The sequence below is a fragment of the Mesorhizobium sp. P3_A8 genome (genome assembly GCF_056402995.1).
Genome location: NZ_JBFUGI010000003.1, coordinates 171630 through 193497 on the forward strand (window position 1 = coordinate 171630; position 21868 = coordinate 193497).

Annotated in this window: 25 protein-coding genes; 19 read left to right on the top strand and 6 right to left on the bottom strand. The window is 63.7% G+C overall.

Translation table 11 applies throughout. From position 1 onward, the window contains the following. Positions 1-419: 419 nt before the first annotated feature. Together AC1DX4_RS08645 and AC1DX4_RS08650 are read left to right on the top strand one after the other, a co-directional pair. Complete coding sequence (locus tag AC1DX4_RS08645) at positions 420-1130, top strand: helix-turn-helix transcriptional regulator (protein WP_477219924.1); 711 nt, start codon at positions 420-422, stop codon at positions 1128-1130. Next, positions 1127-1897, top strand: a complete 771-nt coding sequence (locus tag AC1DX4_RS08650) for a helix-turn-helix transcriptional regulator (RefSeq protein ID WP_477219925.1) — start codon at positions 1127-1129, stop codon at positions 1895-1897. The genes AC1DX4_RS08645 and AC1DX4_RS08650 overlap by 4 nt, the downstream gene beginning before the upstream one ends. A gap of 124 nt (positions 1898-2021) precedes the next feature. Here AC1DX4_RS08650 and AC1DX4_RS08655 read toward each other — a convergent pair whose 3' ends face one another. The 6 genes from AC1DX4_RS08655 to motA are packed head-to-tail and all read right to left on the bottom strand — an operon-like array spanning position 2022 to position 6855. Further along, positions 2022-2456 (bottom strand): hypothetical protein, encoded by a 435-nt coding sequence (locus AC1DX4_RS08655; protein ID WP_477219926.1) that lies wholly within the window; start codon positions 2454-2456, stop codon positions 2022-2024. Beyond that, entirely contained in the window at positions 2453-3535 is a 1083-nt protein-coding gene (flhB, locus tag AC1DX4_RS08660; RefSeq protein ID WP_477219927.1) for a flagellar biosynthesis protein FlhB, read from the bottom strand. The genes AC1DX4_RS08655 and flhB overlap by 4 nt, the downstream gene beginning before the upstream one ends. A 3-nt stretch (positions 3536-3538) precedes the next feature. After that, positions 3539-4549, bottom strand: coding sequence for a flagellar motor switch protein FliG (locus AC1DX4_RS08665; RefSeq protein ID WP_477219928.1), 1011 nt, complete (start codon positions 4547-4549; stop codon positions 3539-3541). Between the two features lie 46 nt (positions 4550-4595). Further along, positions 4596-4982, bottom strand: coding sequence for a flagellar motor switch protein FliN (fliN, locus tag AC1DX4_RS08670; RefSeq protein WP_019860938.1), 387 nt, complete (start codon positions 4980-4982; stop codon positions 4596-4598). A gap of 17 nt (positions 4983-4999) precedes the next feature. Continuing rightward, positions 5000-5947 carry a FliM/FliN family flagellar motor switch protein gene (locus tag AC1DX4_RS08675; protein ID WP_477220286.1) on the bottom strand — a complete coding sequence of 316 codons (948 nt, stop codon included), beginning with the start codon at positions 5945-5947 and terminating at the stop codon, positions 5000-5002. Between the two features lie 32 nt (positions 5948-5979). After that, the gene (gene motA, locus AC1DX4_RS08680) at positions 5980-6855 is read right to left on the bottom strand and encodes a flagellar motor stator protein MotA (RefSeq protein ID WP_477219929.1); all 876 of its coding nucleotides are present in this window, start codon (positions 6853-6855) and stop codon (positions 5980-5982) included. Positions 6856-7016: 161 nt separating this feature from the next. Here motA and AC1DX4_RS08685 point away from each other — a divergent pair, with 161 nt between their 5' ends. The 17 genes from AC1DX4_RS08685 to fliF all read left to right on the top strand — a co-directional run bounded on the left by AC1DX4_RS08685 (position 7017) and on the right by fliF (position 21867). Beyond that, complete coding sequence (locus AC1DX4_RS08685) at positions 7017-8138, top strand: DUF1217 domain-containing protein (protein ID WP_477220287.1); 1122 nt, start codon at positions 7017-7019, stop codon at positions 8136-8138. Positions 8139-8140: 2 nt separating this feature from the next. Then, positions 8141-8866 carry a flagellar basal-body rod protein FlgF gene (flgF, locus tag AC1DX4_RS08690; RefSeq protein WP_475457896.1) on the top strand — a complete coding sequence of 242 codons (726 nt, stop codon included), beginning with the start codon at positions 8141-8143 and terminating at the stop codon, positions 8864-8866. Position 8867: 1 nt separating this feature from the next. Further along, complete coding sequence (fliI, locus tag AC1DX4_RS08695) at positions 8868-10268, top strand: flagellar protein export ATPase FliI (RefSeq protein WP_477219930.1); 1401 nt, start codon at positions 8868-8870, stop codon at positions 10266-10268. After that, positions 10249-11106: a hypothetical protein gene (locus AC1DX4_RS08700; RefSeq protein ID WP_477219931.1), complete on the top strand. Its 858-nt coding sequence runs from the start codon at positions 10249-10251 to the stop codon at positions 11104-11106. The genes fliI and AC1DX4_RS08700 overlap by 20 nt, the downstream gene beginning before the upstream one ends. Positions 11107-11264: 158 nt before the next feature. Further along, positions 11265-11645, top strand: a complete 381-nt coding sequence (gene flgB, locus AC1DX4_RS08705; protein WP_477219932.1) for a flagellar basal body rod protein FlgB — start codon at positions 11265-11267, stop codon at positions 11643-11645. Positions 11646-11647: 2 nt separating this feature from the next. Further along, positions 11648-12064 (top strand): flagellar basal body rod protein FlgC, encoded by a 417-nt coding sequence (gene flgC, locus AC1DX4_RS08710; protein ID WP_477219933.1) that lies wholly within the window; start codon positions 11648-11650, stop codon positions 12062-12064. Further along, the gene (gene fliE, locus AC1DX4_RS08715; protein ID WP_477219934.1) at positions 12061-12384 is read left to right on the top strand and encodes a flagellar hook-basal body complex protein FliE; all 324 of its coding nucleotides are present in this window, start codon (positions 12061-12063) and stop codon (positions 12382-12384) included. The genes flgC and fliE overlap by 4 nt, the downstream gene beginning before the upstream one ends. A gap of 11 nt (positions 12385-12395) precedes the next feature. Beyond that, the gene (flgG, locus tag AC1DX4_RS08720; RefSeq protein ID WP_477219935.1) at positions 12396-13184 is read left to right on the top strand and encodes a flagellar basal-body rod protein FlgG; all 789 of its coding nucleotides are present in this window, start codon (positions 12396-12398) and stop codon (positions 13182-13184) included. 6 nt (positions 13185-13190) lie between these two features. Then, positions 13191-13727 carry a flagellar basal body P-ring formation chaperone FlgA gene (flgA, locus tag AC1DX4_RS08725; protein WP_477219936.1) on the top strand — a complete coding sequence of 179 codons (537 nt, stop codon included), beginning with the start codon at positions 13191-13193 and terminating at the stop codon, positions 13725-13727. Beyond that, complete coding sequence (locus tag AC1DX4_RS08730) at positions 13724-14965, top strand: flagellar basal body P-ring protein FlgI (protein ID WP_477219937.1); 1242 nt, start codon at positions 13724-13726, stop codon at positions 14963-14965. The genes flgA and AC1DX4_RS08730 overlap by 4 nt, the downstream gene beginning before the upstream one ends. A gap of 3 nt (positions 14966-14968) precedes the next feature. Then, positions 14969-15556 (top strand): MotE family protein, encoded by a 588-nt coding sequence (locus tag AC1DX4_RS08735; protein WP_477219938.1) that lies wholly within the window; start codon positions 14969-14971, stop codon positions 15554-15556. Beyond that, on the top strand, positions 15553-16260 hold the full coding sequence (gene flgH, locus AC1DX4_RS08740) for a flagellar basal body L-ring protein FlgH (RefSeq protein WP_477219939.1): 708 nt from the start codon (positions 15553-15555) through the stop codon (positions 16258-16260). Before AC1DX4_RS08735 ends, flgH begins: the two co-directional genes overlap by 4 nt. A gap of 19 nt (positions 16261-16279) precedes the next feature. Further along, the gene (locus AC1DX4_RS08745; RefSeq protein WP_477219940.1) at positions 16280-16774 is read left to right on the top strand and encodes a flagellar basal body-associated FliL family protein; all 495 of its coding nucleotides are present in this window, start codon (positions 16280-16282) and stop codon (positions 16772-16774) included. Beyond that, complete coding sequence (gene fliP, locus AC1DX4_RS08750; protein WP_027045485.1) at positions 16771-17502, top strand: flagellar type III secretion system pore protein FliP; 732 nt, start codon at positions 16771-16773, stop codon at positions 17500-17502. The genes AC1DX4_RS08745 and fliP overlap by 4 nt, the downstream gene beginning before the upstream one ends. 245 nt (positions 17503-17747) lie before the next feature. Continuing rightward, positions 17748-18740 (top strand): flagellin N-terminal helical domain-containing protein, encoded by a 993-nt coding sequence (locus AC1DX4_RS08755; RefSeq protein WP_477219941.1) that lies wholly within the window; start codon positions 17748-17750, stop codon positions 18738-18740. A gap of 280 nt (positions 18741-19020) precedes the next feature. After that, entirely contained in the window at positions 19021-20088 is a 1068-nt protein-coding gene (locus AC1DX4_RS08760; RefSeq protein ID WP_477219942.1) for a flagellin N-terminal helical domain-containing protein, read from the top strand. 129 nt (positions 20089-20217) lie between these two features. After that, positions 20218-21867, top strand: a complete 1650-nt coding sequence (gene fliF, locus AC1DX4_RS08765) for a flagellar basal-body MS-ring/collar protein FliF (protein WP_477219943.1) — start codon at positions 20218-20220, stop codon at positions 21865-21867. Position 21868 lies beyond the last annotated feature (1 nt).

Sequence of the window (21868 nt, forward strand, 5' to 3'; positions counted from 1 at the left end):
GAACCTATCGGAATCGATCGGTCCTCGATACGGCAGCTTCGCAACAACCTCTGGCTTTTTCGTGTCAGTGTTTTCAGGCGGCCCCGATGCGGCGAAAGTGTGTTGGGCGTTACTCTGAGTCGCACGCGAGTCCACCGGATTCGATTTTGTCAAATCGCGTTTGATGTCGGATTCATCTGCGGGTAGATTAGACCCGAATCAGCCGGTCCATGGGGGGCGCGGCGACCACCCAAAGTCTCACGTTCCGGATTTTTCCGGCGCCAGACGCGGATGTCTTCGCGTTCCCTGAATGGATTCCGTCTGATTGGGCGCGGCCCCGCGCCTCGCGTGCGTCTCGTGAAAGTAACGCGTTTTTAGGGTTCGGCGGCTGGCCTCCAGCATCCGGGCAGCAGAAACGATTCCGGCCAAAAGCAACAAGAATGAGCAGTTCCGCCGCGCTTCTTCAATCCGACACATTGGGCTCGCGCCTGACGTCGCGCGGTGATTTGACCAGCTTCTTCATGGAGCTGACCGCCGAGATCGGCGCCGACAGCTACATGCTGGTTGCCATCGTCCACGACCAGGACCGCAACGACGCACGCATCGTCTCCTCGAACTGGATCTTCGACGCCATTGAACTGATCGGCAAGCGGTTGATCGCCGGCCTTGCCCAGGGCGCGCTCACCGTCGCGCCCGGCATCCGTCCAAGGCCGCTGGTGGCCGCTGAGGCGCCCGATGCCGACGGGCTGGTCTCCGGCGAAGAAGCCCGCCTTCTCGACGTGCTCGGCCATGCCGAAATCTATTCGCTTAGGCTGAATGTCGGCCGCCAGCGCCTGTTCGCCCTGTTCTCGGCGGCGGCGGCCGGCCAGATCGACCAGCCGGCGCTGATGAAGGCGCAGCTGAAATGCTGCTACGCGCTTTCGCATATTCCGCAGCTGATCGCTGCCGCCGCCATGCAGGATCCACTATCGGACCGCGAGCGCGAATGCCTGTTCTGGGTCTCGGAAGGCAAGACCACCGACGAAGTGGCGGTCATCCTTGGCGTGTCCTCCAATACCGTCAACAGCTACATCACCCACGCCATCCAGAAATTCGCGGCCTCGAACCGCGCGATGGCCATCGCCACGGCGATCAGGAGTGGCATCATTTGAAACAGGCAGACATCAAGGAAGCTGCGGAGGCCCTTTTCAACGAGCAGCGCAGCCCGTTCGGCGCCTTCTCGCTCAGTTCCGAAACCCATCACGCCGTCACCGTTCCCGATGCCGTGCGCCGCTGCCGCTGGATATCGGTCGACATCAATGCCTCGGCCTTCGGCCTGTACTTCGTCAGCCCGTCACCGGAACGGGCGCGGCTGGTCCCGTGTTTCGATTCCGACTATCCCGGCATTGCCGTGGCGACGAAGTTCATATCCGGCGCCAATGGCGAGGAGATCGTGCGCCACACCCACAACTCGACGGAGCCACGCTGGTGGACGGATGACGGCGTCGCCGCGATGGCCGAGACGTTCGGCAACCTCGCCTGGACCGCGCAAATGGCGCCGCTGGCACCCGGCACCAGCGGCATCGCCTTTCCCGTCCACGCCGATCGCGGCCAATGCGGCCTTGTCGTCTTCCTGGGATCGGAGATCGCGCTGCCGCAGGACGCGCTCTACGAAATCCACGCTCGCTGCTTTTCGCTGTTCGCCGCAGTAGCGCGTATCCGTCCGAGTGATGCCGGCAGGATGCGCGCCATCTCCAAGCGCGAACTCGAATGCCTGAAGCTGACCGCCAACGGCAACACCAGCGAGGAGATCGCGCGGCTGCTGAAGCTGTCGGTGCACACGGCCAACCAGTATCTCACCCAGTCGACGCAGAAGCTCAACGCCGTCAACCGCAACCAGGCAGTCGCCAAGGCGCTGCGGCTTGGTCTGATCGAGTAATGAAACGATGAGCCGCTCAGGCCTTAGAGCAATTCCAGGAAAAGTGTGAGCGGTTTTCCGTCAGGAATTGCGTCAAAACAAAGAGTTAGAGCGGTTCGCCGTTTCCATGAAACGGTGAAACGCTCTAGAAGGCCAGCGGCTCGACCTTTCGTATCCGCGCCTGGTCGATCACCGCTTCCAGCAGCGCCGTATTGTGCTCGGGGTCCTCGCCGGGCTTTTCGAACGACACGTAGTTGACCGCGACCGAGTTGCCGGCATCGCTCAGCGTCAGCTGGAAATAGACGGTCACACCGGGTGGCCTGAGTTCCAGGTCGAGCACGATGCGCGGGCTGCCGCTCCAGTCGACATGCGCCTCGCCGCCATGGCCGAGCCTGAGCGTGCCCGGCATAAAGAACAGCTCCACCGCTGAATCGACCAGATCCGACAGGCAGGCGAAATGCTCCAGCCGGATGAAGGCGATGTAATCGGCGACATCGATCAGCCTCAGTTCGCCGACCACTTGCTCGATGGCGCTGGCGACGATGATCTCGCGGGATTTTGCGTGCGGTTGGCGGTTCATGAAATCTGTCTGCGCTCAGCCTTTTTCGAGTAGACGATCCGCACCAGTTCGGCGACGGCCTGGTAGAATTGCGACGGGATCACATTATCGACCGAAACTTGCTTGTACATGGAGCGGGCGAGCGCCACGTCCTCGAAGATCGGAATGTTGTGCTCCTTGGCGATCTCGCGGATTTTCAACGCCACCAGATCCTGCCCCTTGGCCACCACCAGCGGCGCCGAATCCTCGTCGCGCACATATTTGAGCGCGATCGAGAAGTGGGTCGGGTTGGCGATGATCAGCGTCGCGCGCGGCACCGCCGTCATCATCCGCTTGCGCGCGCGATCGCGCGCCAGCGAGCGCAGCCGCGACTTGACGATCGGGTCGCCCTCGGACTGCTTGAACTCGTCCTTCACCTCCTGCTTGCTCATGCGCAGGTCCTGCTTCCAGTGGAAGCGCGACCAGACGATGTCGATCGCCGCGATCAGTCCCATGACGAAGACGATCGCCACCAGTATGTCGACCGCGATGCCGCGGATGACGAGGCCGAAAGCGACGGGATTGGTGATCATGCCGGCAAGCAGCTTGCGGTGATCCTCCGACAGCGTGAAGGTGAGCACGGTGATGGCGAAGCCGACCTTTGCCAGGGATTTCAGGAACTCGACCCAGCCCTGGGCGCCGAACATCCGGGTCCAGCCCTTGGTGATCGAAATGCGCGAAAGCTGCGGCCTGATCCGCTCGCCGACGAATTGCGGCATGTTCTGGAGCACCGAGGCGCCGATGCCGGCAACGGTTAAAAGCACCAGCAGGCTGACGAGGGCACGGCCCACTTCCAGCATGACGAGCTTGTAGAGCGCGATGACATCGGTCTCGGTGTCCATCGGCCAGGCTTCGGGCTTCTCGAGAAACGTCGACAGGAACACGCCGAGGTCGATGACGGCGTCCTTGGCATAGAAGACGGTGAACACCAGTATGGCGACAAAGGAGGCGAGGAGAGCGGTTTCCCTCGAATGGGGCAGCTTGCCCTGTTCGATGGTGTCGCGGATTTTCTTTTCCGTCGCCTCTTCGGTTTTCGAGTCCTTGTCGGTGGCGTCGGACATGCCTTAGGCGGCGTCCTGCGTCGCGGGAAGTTCGAACGCGCCTTCGCGCGACAGCCGGATCGTCGTCGACACGATCGTCTTGCGCGCCGTCATGATGTCGGCGAGAGGAACACCTTCCGACCCCTGGCCGAGTTCGGCTTCGATCATGCGCCGCGACCGTGCGCCGATCGCCGACAGCACGGATTCGGCGAGCGCCGCCGAGGTGCCGCGCAGCGCCAGCGTGACAAGCTCGGTCGACAGCCCATCGAACAAGAGCACGCGCGCCTTCTGGGTGAGCAGCGGCAGGTCGTCGAAAGCAAACAGCCGGGCGCGCACACCGTCGAGGTCTGGCGTGCCGGCGGCTTCCAAATCCTGCATGACCTCTTCAAGCAGCGGCTTGTCCAATTCGTTGAGCACGCTGGCGACGCGCGCCTGTCCCGCCGAAGTGTCCTTGGTCGACGTCTCCGCCAGCACGCTGGTCCGCAACCGGTTCTCGACGATCCTGGCAGCGGCATCCGGAACATTGGCCATCGTCACCATGCGCTTGATGATTTCGCCGCGCATCGGCTTGGTCAGCGTCAAAAGCACGCCCGCCGCCGTCTGCGGCGCCAGCTTCGACAGCACCATGGCCGCCGTTTGCGGATGTTCGCCGGCCAGGAAGGTGCCAAGCCGTGCCGGTTCGAGCTTCTCGAGCTCCGGCCAGATGGGCGGCGGCCCTTCCGGCGCGACCTCGAATTTCTTGTCGCCCATGATCGCGCTCATCTCTTCGGGCGAGAGCGATTCGTTGAGGATCGTGTCCATCCTGTCGGCGGAATCGAGCAGGCCGGCGCCTTCGGTGAACTCGGCTTCGAATTCGGCGACGATGCGCTCGAGATCACTCTGCGGAATGGTCCTGAGCAGCCGGGCGCCCTCGATCAGCGCCTTCAGCTCTTCCTGCTTGAAGAATTTCAAGAGGCGGCTGGCGGACGGCTTGCCCATCGCCACCAATATGGCGGCTGCCTTCTGCGCGCGCGTCAAGGTCGCCAGCGGCGTCATGCTGCCTCTCGCCTCCGCTGCAACCGGCAAGCCCCACCAGACATGTCTAGGCGCCCTTCGTGCCGGCGATGATTTCGGTCAGCCTGATGCCGAAGCGCGAGGGGTCGCTTTCGAGCACCGTGATCTCGCCGCGCGCGATCTTGCGGCCGTTGACCACGACGTCGACCGGCTCGCCGATGCGGCGGTTGAGCGCCACCGTCGAGCCCTTCTGCAATGCCATCAGGTCGGCAACCGCCATCTCGGTGCTGCCGAGGATGATCTGGACATCGACGGGGATGTTCATGATGACGTTCGAATTGGCGCCGGCCGCGGCCCTGAACGCCGCGTCGGGGCGCTGCTCTTCCTCATGCAGGACCCCGCGCAATTCCTCGATGGCGCGGTCGAGCTGTTCGTCCGGCTGGTCGAGCTCTGCTTCCACTTTGGTCTTGGCCATGAATCGTCTCCAAAAGCTCAGGCGCGCCCGGCACCGGCCGGCATGAGCCCATCGATGAAATCCTGCCCGGCATCGAAAGGATGCTTGATTCGGACGGTGTAATTCTGCCCCAGTTTGCCGAACTCGCATACGAACAGCGTTTGGCCGCGCGCACTGAGCCGAGCCCTTGATTGCGCCGTCTCCTCGAAGTCGATGACCTGGCCCACTTCGAGACTGGCGAGGTCACCAAGCGTCAGCCGCGCCAACGGCATGGTGGCTTCGAGCGCCACGGTCGAGCGCATCACTTCTTCCGAAAAGCGCTCCCGCCAGCTCGCGCCGTGGTCATCTCCACCGGCGTTCGCGGCGCCGTCGCGGCTGGCCAGCACGACACGCTGCGGCATCGTCACCGTGACCGTGCCGCTGTCGGCTGGCGTCGAGATGCCAAGAACGATGCGCAGTGCCGCGCCATCTCGCAAAACGTGCCGTTTGGCTTCGGTGCCCGACATCGCGCGCGGTATGGGCAGACGCAGGTCGAGCGAGCGCCGCCCCGATCCGTTCAGTGCCTGCGCGACCTGCTGAAACAGCATGGTCGAGACATCAACCTCGATCTGCGACAGATCGCGCTCGATCGGCGATGCCGGCGTCTCCGGGTCGCCGCCGAACAGCGTAGACACCATGATCGCTATTGCCGGCGCATCGATCACCAAGGTCATCGCATCGGAAGACGTGGAGGATGCCACGATAGTCATGGCAAACGTATCGCCGGCATGCGAGCGCGCCTCCGCGACGCGGCTGACCTCGACCGCCCTGAGATCGACGGTGACCGGAACGCCAAGCTCGCTGGTCAGGCTCTTTTGCAACAGCGGCGCGGCGCGCTCGGCCATGGCCCGACCGGTACCGATGACCTGCGCGGCCTCGCCACTGTCGCCGACCAGACGCTCGATGATCAACGAGCGCGCTTGCGCTGGGCTGCCCGGACTGGTCATGGCCTTGTCGGCACCGATCTGTCGTGCATCGCTCAAGCGGCCTTCTTCTCGGCGCTGCTGGTGTTCATCGTGCTCTGCTCGACAGCGTCGATGGTCGGCCGCTCATAGGACGAGATGGTCTTGCGGCCGAATTCGATCGCCACCTGCGGCAGCGCGCCGTTCATGTAGGCGAGCAGCGTCTGCTTGACGATGATGTAGAGGCGGTTCTTCTTCTCGCGCACCGTCTTGATCTTGGTGGCGACGGGCCCGACCACGGCATAGGACAGGAAGATGCCGAGGAAGGTGCCGACCAGTGCGGCGCCGATCAGGCCGCCGAGGATCTCCGGCGACTGGTCGAGAGCGCCCATCGCCTTGACCACGCCAAGCACGGCAGCGACGATGCCGAGCGCCGGCAGGCCGTCGCCAACCGCGACCAGCGCATGATAGGCCTTCATCTTGTCGCTCTTGATGGTCTGGATCTCCTCATCCATCAGCGCCTCGATCTCGTGCGAGCGGGCATTGCCGATGATGATGATGCGGCAGTAATCGCAGATGAAATTCATCAGGTCGTGATTCTTGAGCACCGTCGGAAAGGCCTGGAAGATGGCTGATTCTTCGGGATTGTCGATATGCGCCTCGACCTCGCTGCGCGATTTCGAGCGCAGTTCGCGCATCAGGCTGTGCAGCACGCCAAGCGTTTCCAGATAATCCTGTTCCTTCGGCACCGCCTGCTTGAAGGCTTCAAGAATGCCCCTGCCGGTATCCTTGACCGTCTTCATTGGGTTGGCGACGAGGAAGGTGCCGAGGGCAGCGCCGCAGATGACCACGGCTTCCCAGGGCTGGACCAGCACGTGCAGATGCCCGCCCATGGCCATGAAGCCGCCAAGGACGCAGCCGAGCGTCACCACAAGTCCAATCAGAATGCCCACGGCAGGTCCTTCCGCATTTCACGTCAGCTACAAGGGATAGTCCCCGTGCCTTGTGTGAGGCTTGAATCCGGGCCGCCATGGAAGCGAATGTTGGCGATTCAGTTTCGCGCAAGGAAGTGAGGTTATTGTCGCGATATTAAGCTTCGGCCGGAGGCATGACGTTGCTCAGTACCTTTACCAGCTACCAATTGATCACCAAAGATATCTCGAAGTCGATCGACCGCATCGAGCAACAGCCGACGGTCGATCGCGATACGCAATATTATCTCGCCAACATCACCAAGGTGAAATCGATCGACGATTTCGTCAACAACGACCGGCTGTTCAAGTATGCCATGAAGGCCTTCGGGCTGGAGGACATGGACTACGCCAAGGCCTTCATGGTCAAGGCGCTCAAGGAAGGCGTCACCGACTCCAACAGTTTCGCCAACAAGCTGACCGACAAGCGCTATGCCGCGTTCGTCAGCGCCTTCAATTTCGCCGCCAATGGCGCTGACGCGACCATCTACAACACGGCCCAGCAGTTGGTGACGAAGAACTACGCCACGCAGGCGCAGATTGCCGGCCTCGACCCGAACTCCGACTATGTAAAGGGCGAGACGACCTACTACCTCGCCAACATCACCAAGGTGAAGTCCGTCGACGACCTGATGTCGAACAGCCGGCTCTACACCTATGCCCTGGCCGCATACGGTCTCGACTCGGCGACCGAGGACAAGGACCTGATCAAGCAGGTCCTGCAAAGTAAGGTGAGCGACCCTGACAGCGTCGCCAACAAGCAGACGAACCCAGCTTACGCGGGATTGGCTTTGGCCTTCAATTTCGAAGCCAATGGCGAGAACGCCACCACCATCAATCCTGCGCAGCAGCCGACCGTCGACAAGTACCTGCGCCAGACCCTCGAGGAGGATGCCGGCAAGACCAATGAAGGTGTGCGGCTGGCGCTCTATTTCCAGCGCAAGGCGCCCGACATCACCAGCTGGTACGACGTGCTGGCCGACACGGCCCTTGCAAGCGTCGTGCGCACCGCACTGGGCCTGCCCGATTCCTTCGCCACCGCCGACATCGACAAGCAGGCGCAGCTGTTCGAGCAAAAGCTCGATCTCACGGATTTCACCGATCCCGCGAAACTCACCAAGTTCCTGACCCGCTTCACCAGCATGTACGAGATCAACAATCCGACCTCGACCGCGGTGTCGTCCATCAGCGTGCTCTTCGCCAAGCCAGTCACGTCGGGCATCTCCACCGACCTGATGATGGCCATGCAGAAACTGAAGTTCTGATCATGCAGGATAGTCTCTACGTCGCCCTTTCCGCGCAGATGGCGCTCGAGCGCCGGCTCGACACGATCGCCGACAATGTCGCCAACGCCAACACCGTCGGCTTTCGCGCCACCGGCGTGAAATTCGAGGACGTGGTGTCTGGCACCGGGCAGAAATCGGTGTCCTTCGCCTCGTCCGGCAAGACCTATCTCTCCGGCGCCCATGGTTCCCTGAGCGAGACCGGCAACCCGTTCGATTTCGCCATCCAGGGCGACGCCTGGTTCGCCATCGACACGCCGGCCGGCACCGTCATGACCCGCGACGGCCGCTTCTCGATGAACGAGAATGGCGAGTTGATGTCGCTCGAAGGCCATCCGGTGCTCGACGCCGGCGGCGCACCGATCCAGCTCGACCCCCGCAACGGCCCGCCCAAGGCCGGCGCCGACGGCTCGCTGCGCCAGAACGACCAGCTTGTCGGCTCGATCGGTCTCTACAATTTCGATCCCGGCCAGAATTTCGTGCGCTACGGCAATTCCGGCATCGTGCCTTCGCGCACGCCTGAGCCGGTCACCGATCGCTCCGATGTCGGCATCGCCCAGGGTTTCGTCGAGGAATCCAACGTCAATCCGGTGATGGAGATGACGCGGCTGATCATGGTCCAGCGCGCCTTCGAGAACACCGCTGCCCTGATGCGGCAGACGGATTCCTCCACCGACGAGGCGATCAAGACGCTCGGCTCGAAGTCGTAGCATGTCGCTTGACCGGTCTTCCATCCGCGCACCCGAAATCCAGCTCCAGCCTGCGCCGGAGGACCGGTTGGCCGCGTTGGAACGGGTTGTCAGGCGCTTCAGCAACACCGATGGGCTGGTCAAGCGTGGCGGACTCGTCACCGAAGTCACGCCGACGCATTACAAGGTGCGCGGACTTTCCGATTTCGCCAGGCTGGGCGATATGGTCGAACAGCGCGGCCAGACCGGCGCGCGCCGCGGCGAGATCGTCAAGATCAGCCGCGACGAGGTCGTCGTCGCTCCCTTCGAGCGCAGCGCCGATGCCGGCATCGGCGACGCCGTATTCCGCAGGGGACCGCTCGCGGTGGCGCCGCACGGCTCATGGCGGGGCCGCACCATCGACGCGCTCACCCGGGCGATCGATGGCGGCCCGCCGCTGATCAGGGGCGACGACCTGTCGGGCAGTTCCACGACACCCGGTGCCATGGCCCGGCAGCGCGTCGGCACCGCCTTCATGACCGGCGTCAGGGTCATCGACATCTTCACGCCGCTGTGCTTCGGCCAGCGCATGGGCGTCTTTGCCGGTTCGGGCGTCGGCAAGTCGACGCTGCTCGCCATGCTCGCCAGCGCCGACGCGTTCGACACCGTCGTCGTGGCGCTGATCGGCGAGCGCGGCCGCGAAGTCCGCGAATTCCTCGAGGACACGATAGGCGACAGCATGGCCAAGACCGTGGCCGTCGTTGCCACCAGCGACGAGAGCGCCATGATGCGCCGGCGCGCACCCGACACCGCCATGCGCGTCGCCGAGCACTTTCGCGACCAGGGCCACCGTGTGCTTCTGGTGCTGGATTCGATCACCCGCTTCGCCCATGCCTTGCGTGAGGTGGCGACGGGAACCGGCGAGCCGCCGGTCGCGCGCGGCTATCCCGCCTCGGTGTTCACCGAACTGCCCAAGCTGCTCGAGCGCGCCGGGCCGGGGGCTGAAGGCAAGGGCTCGATCACCGCCATCATTTCCGTGCTGGTCGACGGCGACGACCACAACGATCCGGTCGCCGATTCTGTGCGCGGCATCCTCGACGGCCATGTCGTACTCGACCGCGCGATCGCCGAACAGGGCCGCTATCCGCCGGTTAATCCGCTGTCGTCCATATCGCGCCTGGCCGGCAAGGCCTGGAGCGTCGAACAGCGCGCTTTGGTGACGCGGCTGAAGTCGATGATCTCGCGCTTCGAGGACACGCGCGACATCCGCCTGCTCGGCGCCTATCAGGGCGGCGCCGACGCCGAACTCGACATCGCCGTGCGCCAGGTGCCGCTGATCTACGAGGCGCTGACGCAATCGCCCAGGGACCGCCCGTCAGCCGATCCATTCTCCGATCTCGCCCGCCATCTCAAGGGAAAGCTGAATGCCGAATCAGGAGACTGAACGCCAATATACCGAGCGCATCCTGAACGAGATGATCGCCGAGGCGAACGCCGCCGAGGCAGCTCGGGACGAGGAAGAGAGGGCCGCCAAGGCCAAGGTTGCCAGCGCCATAGCCGCCAAGACCGCGGCTGTTTTGGCCAGAGCGGCCAAGCCGGCTCTGGCCAGAACCAAGCCGGCTATACCCAGATCCGAGCCTGTTCCGGCTCAGGCTGCCGTGTCCGCCATGCATGTGGTCCCTCGCGTAGAGCCTGCCGAGATGACGCAGGCAAGCCGCGAATCGCTGATCGACGGCCTGTTCCCGGTCACCGAATGGCCGCAACCACCAAAGGCGCAATTTCCAAAATTGAGCAAGAAGGCCGACCGGCGAAGCGACTTCGTCATCGCCGCGCTCGGCGTCACGCTCGGCCTGATCTGCGCGCTGTTTCCCTGGTACATCTTCTTCAACCAGGAGCAGTTCGGCGTTCAGGCGATCAAGTTTGGCGGCACCGGCACCAATTCGGGACGCGCGGGTGGCGGCGTGGTCGCCTCGCGCAGCGCGCCGCTGACGGCCAAGGACGTCCCTAACACCAGCATCGACCTGCTCGCCACCGGAACGGTGCAGGATGACGCCACCCCGGCACAGCCGCCCGGCGACCAGCCCTTCCCCGCCGATGTCGCGAAATTCCGCATGGTCCATGTCGCCAACGGCCGCGCCATGATCGAGGACGACACCGGCCTGTGGATCGTCCAGCGCGGCTCGACGCTGCCGGACTCGAGCACGGTATCGTCGATCGAGCAGCGCAACGGCAAGTGGGTCATGCTGACCAGCACCGACCAGGTGATCCAGCTTTCCAGGTAAGGCAGCCACGGCTCTGCCAGAGCGGTATTCTCGGACAAACGGCGCCCGTTTGTCCGAGAATACCGCTTCTCGCTTTTCGGCCTCATGCTCTAGCGGTCGACCGCAAGGTCCGCGCAAGACTGGCGGCCTAGTCTTTGGGCACATGCCCGGAGATTCCCATGGAGCCCGTTTCCCTTTTCGATCTCGCCGCCAAGCAAGCGCAGTGGCTTTCCGTGCGACAGTCGGCGATCGCCGGCAACATCGCCAACGCCAACACGCCGGGCTACACGGCAAACGATGTCGAGCCCTTCGAAAAGGTGCTCGACCGTACCGCCGTGTCGCTGCAGACCACCGAGGAAGGCCATCTCGGCAGCGCGGCGACCAATGCCGGCTTCACCATCAAGCCGCAGGAAGATGACGGCGTGATCATGCCGTCCAAGAACACCGTCGTGCTTGAAGACCAGCTTCTCAAGGCCGGCGAGGTGCGCCGCTCCTTCGAGCTCAACACGGCGATCGTCAAGGCCTTCCATTCGATGATGATGATGGCGGTGAAGAGCTGACCATGGACGCGCTGACCGCAGCCCTGAAAGTCGCAGCATCCGGCCTCGGCGCCCAGTCCGAGCGCCTGCGCGTGGTTTCGGAAAACCTCGCCAACGCCCAGTCGACCGGCACCACCCCCGGCGCCGACCCCTATCGCCGCAAGACCATCAGCTTCGTCTCAGAGCTTGACCGGACCTCCGGCAGCTCGACGGTTGAAGTGAACTCGATCGACCGCGATCCGAGTGATTTTCCCGTCGAATTCCAGCCTGGCAACGAGGCCGCCGACGAGAAGGGCTACGTCAAGATGCCCAACGTCAACGTGCTCATCGAAATGGCCGACATGACCGAGGCCAACCGCTCCTATGAGGCCAACCTGCAAGTCGTGAAGCAGGCGCGCGACCTCATTTCAATGACCATCGACCTGATGAGGAACCAATGATCGTGAATGGCATCGGCGCGCTTAACCTGAAGCCCGGGCTGGGCGATATGGCGACCGACCTGCTTCAGGGCGGTGTCGCGCCGGCGACAGCCGGCAACCTTGGCACCTCCTTCGCCGAAGCGGTGAGCCAGGCGGCCTCCAAGACCGTCAACACGATGCAAAACGCCGAGCAGGTGTCGCTGCAGGCGCTCAAGGGCGATGCCGACACCCGTCAGGTGGTCGATGCCGTGATGAGCGCCCAGCAGGCGCTTCAGACCGCCGTCGCCATCCGCGACAAGGTCGTATCGGCCTATCTCGAAGTCAGTCGAATGGGTATTTGAGGAGTTAGGGCATGAAAGCACTCGCCATCGCCGCCACCGGCATGAATGCCCAGCAGACAAATCTGGAAGTCATCGCCAACAACATCGCCAACATCAACACCACCGGCTACAAGCGGGCGCGCGCCGAATTCTCCGACCTGCTCTACCAGGTCGACCGCACGCAAGGCGTGCCCAACCGCTCCAACGCCTCGCTGGTGCCGGAGGGCGTTTCGATCGGCCTCGGCGTCAAGACGACAGCCGTGCGCAACGTGCACACCCAGGGCGAACTGACCAGCACCGGCAACAGTTTCGACATGGCGTTGACCGGCAGGGGCTGGTTCCAGATCGAGGGCGCCGACGGCGGCACGCTCTACAGCCGCGCCGGCGCCTTCAACACCAACGCCACCGGCCAGCTGGTAACGGTGGATGGCGCCAGTGTCATTCCGGCCATCACCGTGCCGACCGATGCGGTCGAGGTCATCGTCAACAAGACCGGCCAGGTCTTCGCCCGCATCGACGGCCAGACCGACCTGCAGTCGCTCGGCCAGCTGCAGATCGCCAATTTCGCCAACGAGGCGGGGCTCGCGCCGCTCGGCGACAATCTGTTCCAGGAAACGGCAGCCTCCGGCCCGGCCAATGTCGGCGTACCAGGCGATCCCGGCTTCGCCACCATCCAGCAAGGCTATCTCGAGGCTTCCAACGTCGACCCGGTCAAGGAAATCACCGAACTGATCTCGGCGCAGCGCGCCTATGAGATGAATTCCAAGGTGATCCAGGCCGCCGACGACATGGCCTCGGTCGTCTCCAAGAACATCAGGTAACGGATGATGGCCATGCCGATCTCCTGCTCCGCATTCCGCCGCACCGCGCTGATCCTTGCGCTGGTGTCCGGCGGCATGCCGGCTTTCGCCCAGGAATCGACAAGCCAATCGAGTGGCCAATCGGCAACGCAGATCGCCAGCAATCAGCCTGTCGGCGAGGTCGTGCTGATCCCCAACCGCGTCATCTATCCCGGCGAGACCATCGAGCTCACCGCCTTGAAGCAGGTGACCCTCATCCCGGGCAAGCACAAGCCGGATGCCATGGCGACTGTTGCCGAGGAACTCCAGGGCAAGATCGCCAAGCGCACGCTGCTGCCCGGCCGCTACATTCCGTCAGCCGCCATTCGTGAGGCATGGCTGGTCGAACAGGGCGCCGCCGTGCAGGTCTTCTTCATCGCCGGTGGTCTGACGATATCGGCCACCGCCGTGACCTTGCAGCCGGGTTCGGCCGGCGAAGTCATCAAGGTTCGCAACAGCGACAGCGGCAAGATCCTCTCCGGCACCGTGATGGCCGACGGAACCATCCAGGTCAGCGCTTCATGATGCGCCCGCTTGCCCTTCTGCTCGCGGCCACGCTCGGTCTGCAGCCGGCGCTGGCCGACGGCCTGACACCCAAGGCCAAGCGCGAACTCGCCGCCAGGAACGGCGGCGTCGACAACGATCCCGAATATGATCCGGCGACCACCACCCGCATGTTCCGCGTTTCGCCCGGGCCGAGCTCGCTACCGCCCGGCCAGGTCGCCTCGCGTATCAAGGACATCGCCCAGCTGCAGAGTTCGCGCGACAACCAGCTCGTCGGCTACGGCCTGGTCATCGGACTGGCCGGCTCGGGTGACAGCCTGCGCAATTCGCCATTCACCGAGCAGTCGATCCGCGCCATGCTGGAAAATCTCGGCATCGCCACCGAAGGCGGCAGCGCGCGCGCCAAGAATGTCGCCGCCGTCATCGTTACCGCCAACATGCCCCCTTATGTGCAGTCGGGCGCCCGCATCGACATCGACGTCTCCTCGATGGGCGACGCCACCTCGCTTGCCGGCGGCACGCTGATCATGACGCCGCTAAAGGCGGCGGATGGCGAGATCTACGCCGTCGGCCAGGGCGCGGTCATCGTTTCGGGCTTCACCGCCCAGGGGCAGGCCGAGCAATTGACGCAAGGCGTGCCGACCGCCGGCCGGGTGCCGAACGGCGCCATTGTCGAGCGTTCGGTCAAGGCCGAATTCGACGACCAGCCGATCTTGACGCTGCAACTGCGCAATCCCGACTTTTCGACCGCCATCCGCATCGCCGACGCCATCAACGACTACACCAGCCAGCGTTTCGGCATGCGCGTGGCGGGCGAGCGTGATTCCCGCACCGTGCAAATCAGGCGGCCGAAGAACGTTTCGGCGGCCCGCTTCTATGCCGAGATCGAAAACCTGGTGGTCGAATCCGACACGCCGGCCCGCGTCGTCATCGACGAGCGCACCGGCACCATCGTCATCGGCAACGACGTCAAGATTTCGCGCGTCGCCATCAGCCACGGCACGCTGACGGTGCGCATCACCGAAGCGCCGCGCGTCGTGCAGCCCGAACCTTTCTCCAAGGGCGAAACCGCCGTCGAACCGTTCACCGCCATCGACGCCAGCCGGCCCGACGCCCGCGTCGCGGTGCTCGACGGACCCGACCTGCAAACCCTCGTCTCCGGCCTCAACCGTCTCGGCGTCAAGCCGGACGGCATCATTGCCATCCTGCAAGGCATCAAGTCGGCCGGCGCCCTGCAAGCCGATCTGGTTCTCCAATAGGCGATGCCGATGATCTCCTCCCCCTCATCCCATGAAAGACGCCCTTCCCGCGCAATCCTGTTTGCGGCCGCGGCAATGGCGGCCATGTCGGTTTCCGGTGGCGACGCACACAGTGAGGATGTCGTTCGCCAGGTTCTGCCCGGAGCACAGCCCGCAGTGGTGCCGCAGCAACTGACGCGGGAGAAGGCGCCGGACCAGAGCGAGATCGAGCGTTTCTGCTCCAACATAGCCGACGCCGCCCGTGACCGCCGCTATGCCTTGCAGGCCGAGGAATTGAAACAACTCCAGGCCGGCATCGACGAGCGCATGAAAGCGCTGGACGCGAAGAAGGCCGAATACGAGACCTGGCTGAAGCGGCGCGAAGTGTTCCTGGCCCGGGCCGAGGACGGCGTCGTCAAGATCTATGCCGGCATGAAGCCCGATGCGGCGGCCGAACGCCTGGCGATCGTCAACGCCGACCTCGCCGCGGCCATCCTGATGAAGCTCGATTCACGCAAGGCCGGCGTCATCCTCAACGAAATGGACCAGAAGGCGGCGGCGACGCTCACCGGCATCATGGCCAGCGCAGCCCGAAGGGTAGATCCGTCATGATCCGCAGAATGTTCATCCTGTGCGCGGTCGCGGCGCTGTCCGGCTGCGGCACCAATCTCAAGGAAGTCGGCAAGGATCCGGCGCTGTCGCCGGTCGGCTCCGGCATCGACGGCGGCAACACCTCTTCGCTCTACAAATACCCCGAGCCACCTCGGGGGCCGGTGAAGAAGTTCTCGTTGTGGGACGACCGCCAGAGCCGACTGTTCACCGATCCCCGGGCGCTGTCGCAGGGTGACATTCTCACCGTCAAGATTTCTATCAACGACAGGGCCAACTTCAAGAACCAGAACGACCGAAGCCGCACCGCCAACCGCAAACTTGGTTACGACATCAGCGCGCAATGGGACAAGCTGAGCACCGCGGGCAAGGGCTCTGGCGCTCTCTCGTCCGGCACGGACACGACTGCCGATGGCGAGATCAAGCGGTCGGAAACGCTTGAGCTCAATGTCGCGGCGATCGTCACCGATGTCTTGCCGAACGGCAATCTGATGATCACAGGGTCGCAGGAAGTGCGCGTCAATGCCGAACTGAGGGTGCTGACCATCGCCGGCATCGTGCGGCCGGCCGATATCGGCGCCGAGAACACGATCCCCTACGAACGCATCGCCGAGGCGCGCATCTCCTACGGCGGCCGTGGCCGCATCACCGAGATCCAGCAGCCGGCCTACGGCCAGCAGATTCTCGACCAGGTTCTTCCGTTCTAGGGATTGGGGAACAAGCACCGTGGCCAATGTCGAACAGCTTCAGCCACGCAAGGGTCCTTCCCTTGTCGTCCAGGGCGCCATGCTGCTGGTGGTGACGGCCGCCGCCATTGGCATGGGCTGGATGTCCGGCGGCTATCTCAAGGGCGTCGGCGCACCGTCATCTGTGCCGGCCGCGCCTGAAAATGAGGGCAAGGTAGCCGAGCCCGCCGCCGCGCAACAGCCAGGCACGGGGCCGACGCTCGTCGCACTGGCGCCGATCACCACCAACATCGCCTCCCCCGCCGACACCTGGATCAGGATGGAAGTATCCGTGGTCTACGACGCGCCGCAGCCGCCGGCGATGGCGGAGGACATCCAACAGGACCTTCTGGCCTTCGTGCGCACGCTGAAGATGCATCAGGTCGAGGGCGCCAGCGGTTACCAGCACCTGAAAGCCGATCTCGAGGAACGCGCCTCGATCCGCAGCCAGGGGCACGCCAAACAGGTTCTCATCAGGACATTGCTGCTCGAATGAAGAAGTTCCTTCTCGCCGCGGCGCTGATCGGCGCCGCCACATCGATCGCGGCGGCGCAGCAGCTGGACCTCGGCGGCATCGGCAAGGCCGACGGCACCACCGTGGGCTACATCATCCAGATGTTCGGCCTGCTGACCGTTCTGTCGGTGGCGCCGGGGTTGCTGATCATGGTGACGAGCTTCACCCGTTTCGTCATCGCCTTCTCGATCCTGCGCGCCGGCATCGGCCTGCAGTCGACGCCGGCAAACCTCATCCTGATTTCGCTGTCGCTGTTCATGACCTTCTATGTCATGGCGCCGACCTTCGATCAGGCCTGGAACACCGGCGTCAAGCCGCTGATGGACAACCAGATCAGCCAGACCGAGGCCTTCGAGAAGATCTCGGATCCGTTCCGCACTTTCATGCTGCACAATGTGCGCGACAAGGACTTCGACCTCTTCGCCGACCTCGCCCGCGAACGCGGCCAGGTCGTTGCCAAGGAGACGGTCGACCTGCGCATCCTGGTTCCTGCCTTCATGATCTCCGAGATCAGGCGCGGCTTCGAAATCGGCTTCCTGATCGTGCTGCCATTCCTGGTCATCGACCTGATCGTCGCCACCATCACCATGGCGATGGGCATGATGATGCTGCCGCCCACCGTGGTGTCGTTGCCGTTCAAGATCCTGTTCTTCGTCCTGATCGACGGCTGGAATCTGCTCGTCGGCAGCCTGGTGCGATCCTTCAACTAGCCTCGCGCTCTCGGCTTGCGCCTGGACTGCCCGGAAGAACCGGGCGGTGGCCGAGACGGCGTCGAATTTTTCTCAAATTATTTTCGATTAACCGTCCGATTTAGTCCTTTGGTAGGGACTCGCCGCCATAGTCGCTCGCAGATGGCGGGTGACCCAAAAACAACGGTCATTGGCATGATGCCGCTCCGTCATACCGGACAATCCGGTATGCAAAAAACACCTGTAAAAACAAGGTACGAGTAGCCATGGCCAGTATCATGACCAACGCCTCGGCGTTGACCGCTCTGCAGAGCTTGAACGCCACCCAGAAGAACCTCGACACCACCCAGGCCCGCATCTCGACGGGCTATCGCGTCTCCCAGGCTTCGGACAACGCCGCTTACTGGTCGATCGCCACCACGATGCGCTCCGACAACCAGGCCATGTCCACCGTTTCGGACTCGCTCGGCCTCGGCGCCTCGAAGGTTGACACCGCCTACACCGGCATGGACAGCGCGATCACCACCATCAACGCGATCCAGCAGAAGCTGACCGGCTCCTATGGCCAGACCGACGCTGCCAAGGAAAAGACCCAGGTCGAAATCGCCGCGCTGCAGGCGCAGCTGAAGGGTTACGCCGACGGCGCCACCTTCTCCGGCACCAACATGCTGTCCGTGAACAGCGGCGCGACGGCCACTACTGCCGCCGACGTCAAGGTCGTTTCGGCCTTCAACCGCAGCTCCGCCGGCGCGGTTTCGATCTCGACGATCGACGTCAACGTCGAAAGCATCAAGCTGTATGAAGCCGGCACCGCCGCGACCTCGAAGGGCATCCTGGACGCCAATCGCCTCGGCGTCTCGGGCGCCGAGACTGCCACGGCTTCGGCTCCGACCCTGGGTGCCGCCGCTGCGGCCACCGACACCTATTCGGTCGCCAGCCTGGCCATCTTCTCGGGCACCACTGCCGCCAGCGATAGCCAGATCTCGCAGATGATGACGGTTGTCGACGCCGCGCTCAAGGACATGACGACCGCCGCCACCAAGCTCGGCGCCGCCAAGAGCTCCATCGACCTGCAGAAGACCTTCACCTCGAGCCTGATGGACTCCATCGATCGCGGCGTTGGCCAGCTCGTCGATGCCGACATGAACAAGGAATCGACCCGCCTCCAGGCGCTGCAGGTTCAGCAGCAGCTCGGCGTCCAGGCGCTGTCGATCGCCAACGGCTCGTCGCAGTCGATCCTGTCGCTCTTCCGCGGCTGATCGCACTCAACCGGTTACAGCCAAACAACAACGGGCCGCGCCAAAAGCGCGGCCCGTTTTGCGTTTGCTCCAGCCCCGCGCAACCCTCGTTTCTTAACCCTCGAAAGCAGGCCTTTAACAGGCCGTTAACCATAACAAGCTAGTCATGGTTAACCATAGCTTACAACGGATTGGCGAATCGGCCCGGTCGGGACGGCGGCAATCGATGGGCGGGCCAGCGGCTCGCGAGGGCAACGCCGGTTTTTGAGAAAGACCGGCCTGGGAAAAAGGAGCGAGTTTCTTGGCGAGCATCATGACAAACGCTGCGGCGTTGACAGCACTTCAAAGCCTCAACGCCACCAACAAATCGCTCGAACAGACACAGTCCCGGATTTCGACGGGCTACAGGGTCTCCGAGGCCTCTGACAACGCTGCCTACTGGTCGATCGCCACCACCATGCGCTCCGACAACCAGGCGCTGTCGACGGTGCAAGATGCGCTCGGCCTCGGCGCTTCGAAAGTCGATACCGCCTACACCGGCATGAACAACGTCCTGACGACGATCGGCAACCTCAAGACCAAGCTGCTTTCGACCATCGGCCAGACGGATGCCAACAAGGCAAAAACGCAGACCGAAATCACCTCCCTTCAGGCGCAGATGAAGTCGTTTGCCGACGCGGCCACTTTCTCCGGCTCGAACTATCTGTCGGTGACGTCAACGCAGGTCGCTGCCGCCAACGATGGCGTCCAGGCCAACGCCAAGATCGTCTCGTCCTTCAACCGCTCCTCGTCGGGCGCCATCTCGCTCGGAACGATCGACATCGATGTCGAGAGCACCAAGTTGTTCGACAACGGGCTCCCCACCGCCGTCAAGAACCAGGGCACTCTCGACCGCAAGACGTCCGTCTACGCGACAGCGGCCGCCCAGAACCTTTACGACACCGCCTATTCGGCTGCGATCGCCGGCGGCGGCACGGACATCGCCGCCAACACCGCTGGCCAGACGGCGGCGGGGGCGGTCGCCAAGGTCGACAACGTCTCCGCCTTCAATCTCGACATCACGGCGCCGGGCGTGACCGACGACATCATCACCCAGATGGTCAACAAGATCGACAAGGTCATGAGCCAGTTGACCGACTCGGCCACCATCCTCGGCGCCGCCAAAAGCAGCATCGACCTGCAGAAGACCTTCACGCAGAGCCTGATGGACTCCATCGACCGCGGCGTCGGCCAGCTCGTCGATGCCGACATGAACAAGGAATCGACCCGCCTGCAGGCGCTGCAGGTGCAGCAGCAGCTCGGCATTCAGTCACTGTCGATCGCCAACAGCTCATCGCAGTCGATCCTGTCGCTGTTCAAGAACGGCTAATTCAGCCGTAACTGACAGATACCCACATCCAATTCACGGGCCGCGCCGCAAGCGCGGCCCGATTTCATTTTCGCACAAGCTTCGAGGGCTAGTGTTCCGGCGGACAATCATGCTGGGAGTCGCTCTATCGTGCCGGAACAGATCCAGAGCATCATCTCTAACCTCCGCGGCTTTGGTGTGAAGCGCCTCGCCATGCTGGCGGGCATCGCCGTTCTGGTGATGGGCGTCATCGGCATCGCCTCGGTGTACCTCAACCGTCCGGCCTACGACACGCTCTATGTCGGCCTCGATCGCTCCGACGTGAACCAGATCGGCCTGGTGCTGGGCGAGGCCGGTATCGGCTTCGATGTCGGCGCCGACGGAACCTCCGTGCTGGTGCCGGCCGGCACCACGGCGCAGGCGCGCATGCTGCTTGCCGAAAAAGGTCTGCCGACCAGCGCCAATGCCGGCTACGAGCTGTTCGACAATGTCGGCGCGATGGGCCTGACCTCGTTCATGCAGCAAATCACCCGCGTGCGTGCACTCGAAGGCGAGATCGCACGCACCATCCAATCCATCTCAGGCATCAAGGCGGCGCGCGTCCACATCGTCATGTCCGAGCGCGCCAACTTCCGCCGCGACGAACAGCAGCCCTCGGCATCGGTCGTCATCCGCTATGCCGGCATCGACGCCGAGAAAAGCGCCATGTCGATCCGCCATCTCGTCGCAGCCGCCGTCCCCGGCCTGTCGGCCGACAAGGTGACGGTGCTCGATTCCAACGGCAACCTGCTGGCCGCCGGCGATGATCCCTCCAACACCAGTGCGGCCCGCACGCTCGGCGTCGAGCAGACCGTGGAAGCGCAGATCGGCGACAACATCCGCCGCGCGCTCACCGCCTATCTCGGGCCCGACAATTTCCGCGCCAGCGTCAAGGCCGACGTCAACACCGACACCCGCCAGACCGAAGAGACGATCTTCGATCCGGAGTCGCGCGTCGAACGCTCGGTGCAGTCGGTGCGCGCCAATGAAAACAGCAACCAGAAGCAGGCTTCGACCCCGGCCAGCGTCGAACAGAACCTGCCCGAGACCCAGGCGACCAGCACAGACGGTCCGCAAACCTCTTCGGCCAACGACCGCAAGGAAGAGATCACCAACTACGAGATCAACTCCAAGAAGATCGCCACTGTTTCCAACGGCTACACCGTCACCAAGATGTCGATCGCCGTCGTCGTCAACCAGGACCGGCTGAAGGCGATCCTGGGCAAGGACGCGACCCCCGAGCAGATCGCCAAGCGCGTCGCCGAGATCCAGAAGATGGTCAGTTCCGCCACCGGCTTCGATGACAAGCGCGGCGACGTCATCGACGTCTCGGCGGTCGAATTCATCGACGGGCTGGACGGCGAGGCGATCCCGCAGGCCGGAATGCTGGATTCCGTCGGCCAGCATGCCGGCACGCTGATCAACGCCGGCGCCTTCATCGTCGTCGTCTTCCTGGTTGCCTTCTTCGGCCTGCGGCCGATGGCGGCGGCGCTGACGGCAAAGGCGACACCCGCTTTGTCGGGTCCGAATTTCGATGAAGTCCAGCGTTCGCTGCCGACACCGGAGGCAGCCGCCTCCGCCGATGCGGGCGCCGCCATCGGCGCCTTGCCCAACTCGCGGCCCGGCACCAATGCGCTCGACGATCTTCGCCAGAAGATCAGGCCGGCGCCACAAGAGCGGCTTGCTCGCATGGTCGACCTCAATGAGGAGCGCACCGCGCAGATCCTGCGCAAATGGGCGGCCCAGGAAGTCGCGGCATAAA

Excerpts from the sequence above, each read along its gene's own strand:
- AC1DX4_RS08645 (WP_477219924.1), top strand. The coding sequence starts at position 420 with ATGAGCAGTTCCGCCGCGCTTCTTCAATCCGACACATTGGGCTCGCGC.
- AC1DX4_RS08655 (WP_477219926.1), bottom strand. The coding sequence starts at position 2,456 with ATGAACCGCCAACCGCACGCAAAATCCCGCGAGATCATCGTCGCCAGC.
- flhB (WP_477219927.1), bottom strand. The coding sequence starts at position 3,535 with ATGTCCGACGCCACCGACAAGGACTCGAAAACCGAAGAGGCGACGGAA.
- AC1DX4_RS08665 (WP_477219928.1), bottom strand. The coding sequence starts at position 4,549 with ATGACGCCGCTGGCGACCTTGACGCGCGCGCAGAAGGCAGCCGCCATA.
- fliN (WP_019860938.1), bottom strand. The coding sequence starts at position 4,982 with ATGGCCAAGACCAAAGTGGAAGCAGAGCTCGACCAGCCGGACGAACAG.
- AC1DX4_RS08675 (WP_477220286.1), bottom strand. The coding sequence starts at position 5,947 with ATGACCAGTCCGGGCAGCCCAGCGCAAGCGCGCTCGTTGATCATCGAG.
- flgF (WP_475457896.1), top strand. The coding sequence starts at position 8,141 with ATGCAGGATAGTCTCTACGTCGCCCTTTCCGCGCAGATGGCGCTCGAG.
- fliI (WP_477219930.1), top strand. The coding sequence starts at position 8,868 with ATGTCGCTTGACCGGTCTTCCATCCGCGCACCCGAAATCCAGCTCCAG.
- AC1DX4_RS08700 (WP_477219931.1), top strand. The coding sequence starts at position 10,249 with ATGCCGAATCAGGAGACTGAACGCCAATATACCGAGCGCATCCTGAAC.
- flgB (WP_477219932.1), top strand. The coding sequence starts at position 11,265 with ATGGAGCCCGTTTCCCTTTTCGATCTCGCCGCCAAGCAAGCGCAGTGG.
- flgC (WP_477219933.1), top strand. The coding sequence starts at position 11,648 with ATGGACGCGCTGACCGCAGCCCTGAAAGTCGCAGCATCCGGCCTCGGC.
- fliE (WP_477219934.1), top strand. The coding sequence starts at position 12,061 with ATGATCGTGAATGGCATCGGCGCGCTTAACCTGAAGCCCGGGCTGGGC.
- flgG (WP_477219935.1), top strand. The coding sequence starts at position 12,396 with ATGAAAGCACTCGCCATCGCCGCCACCGGCATGAATGCCCAGCAGACA.
- flgA (WP_477219936.1), top strand. The coding sequence starts at position 13,191 with ATGGCCATGCCGATCTCCTGCTCCGCATTCCGCCGCACCGCGCTGATC.
- AC1DX4_RS08730 (WP_477219937.1), top strand. The coding sequence starts at position 13,724 with ATGATGCGCCCGCTTGCCCTTCTGCTCGCGGCCACGCTCGGTCTGCAG.
- AC1DX4_RS08735 (WP_477219938.1), top strand. The coding sequence starts at position 14,969 with ATGCCGATGATCTCCTCCCCCTCATCCCATGAAAGACGCCCTTCCCGC.
- flgH (WP_477219939.1), top strand. The coding sequence starts at position 15,553 with ATGATCCGCAGAATGTTCATCCTGTGCGCGGTCGCGGCGCTGTCCGGC.
- fliP (WP_027045485.1), top strand. The coding sequence starts at position 16,771 with ATGAAGAAGTTCCTTCTCGCCGCGGCGCTGATCGGCGCCGCCACATCG.
- AC1DX4_RS08755 (WP_477219941.1), top strand. The coding sequence starts at position 17,748 with ATGGCCAGTATCATGACCAACGCCTCGGCGTTGACCGCTCTGCAGAGC.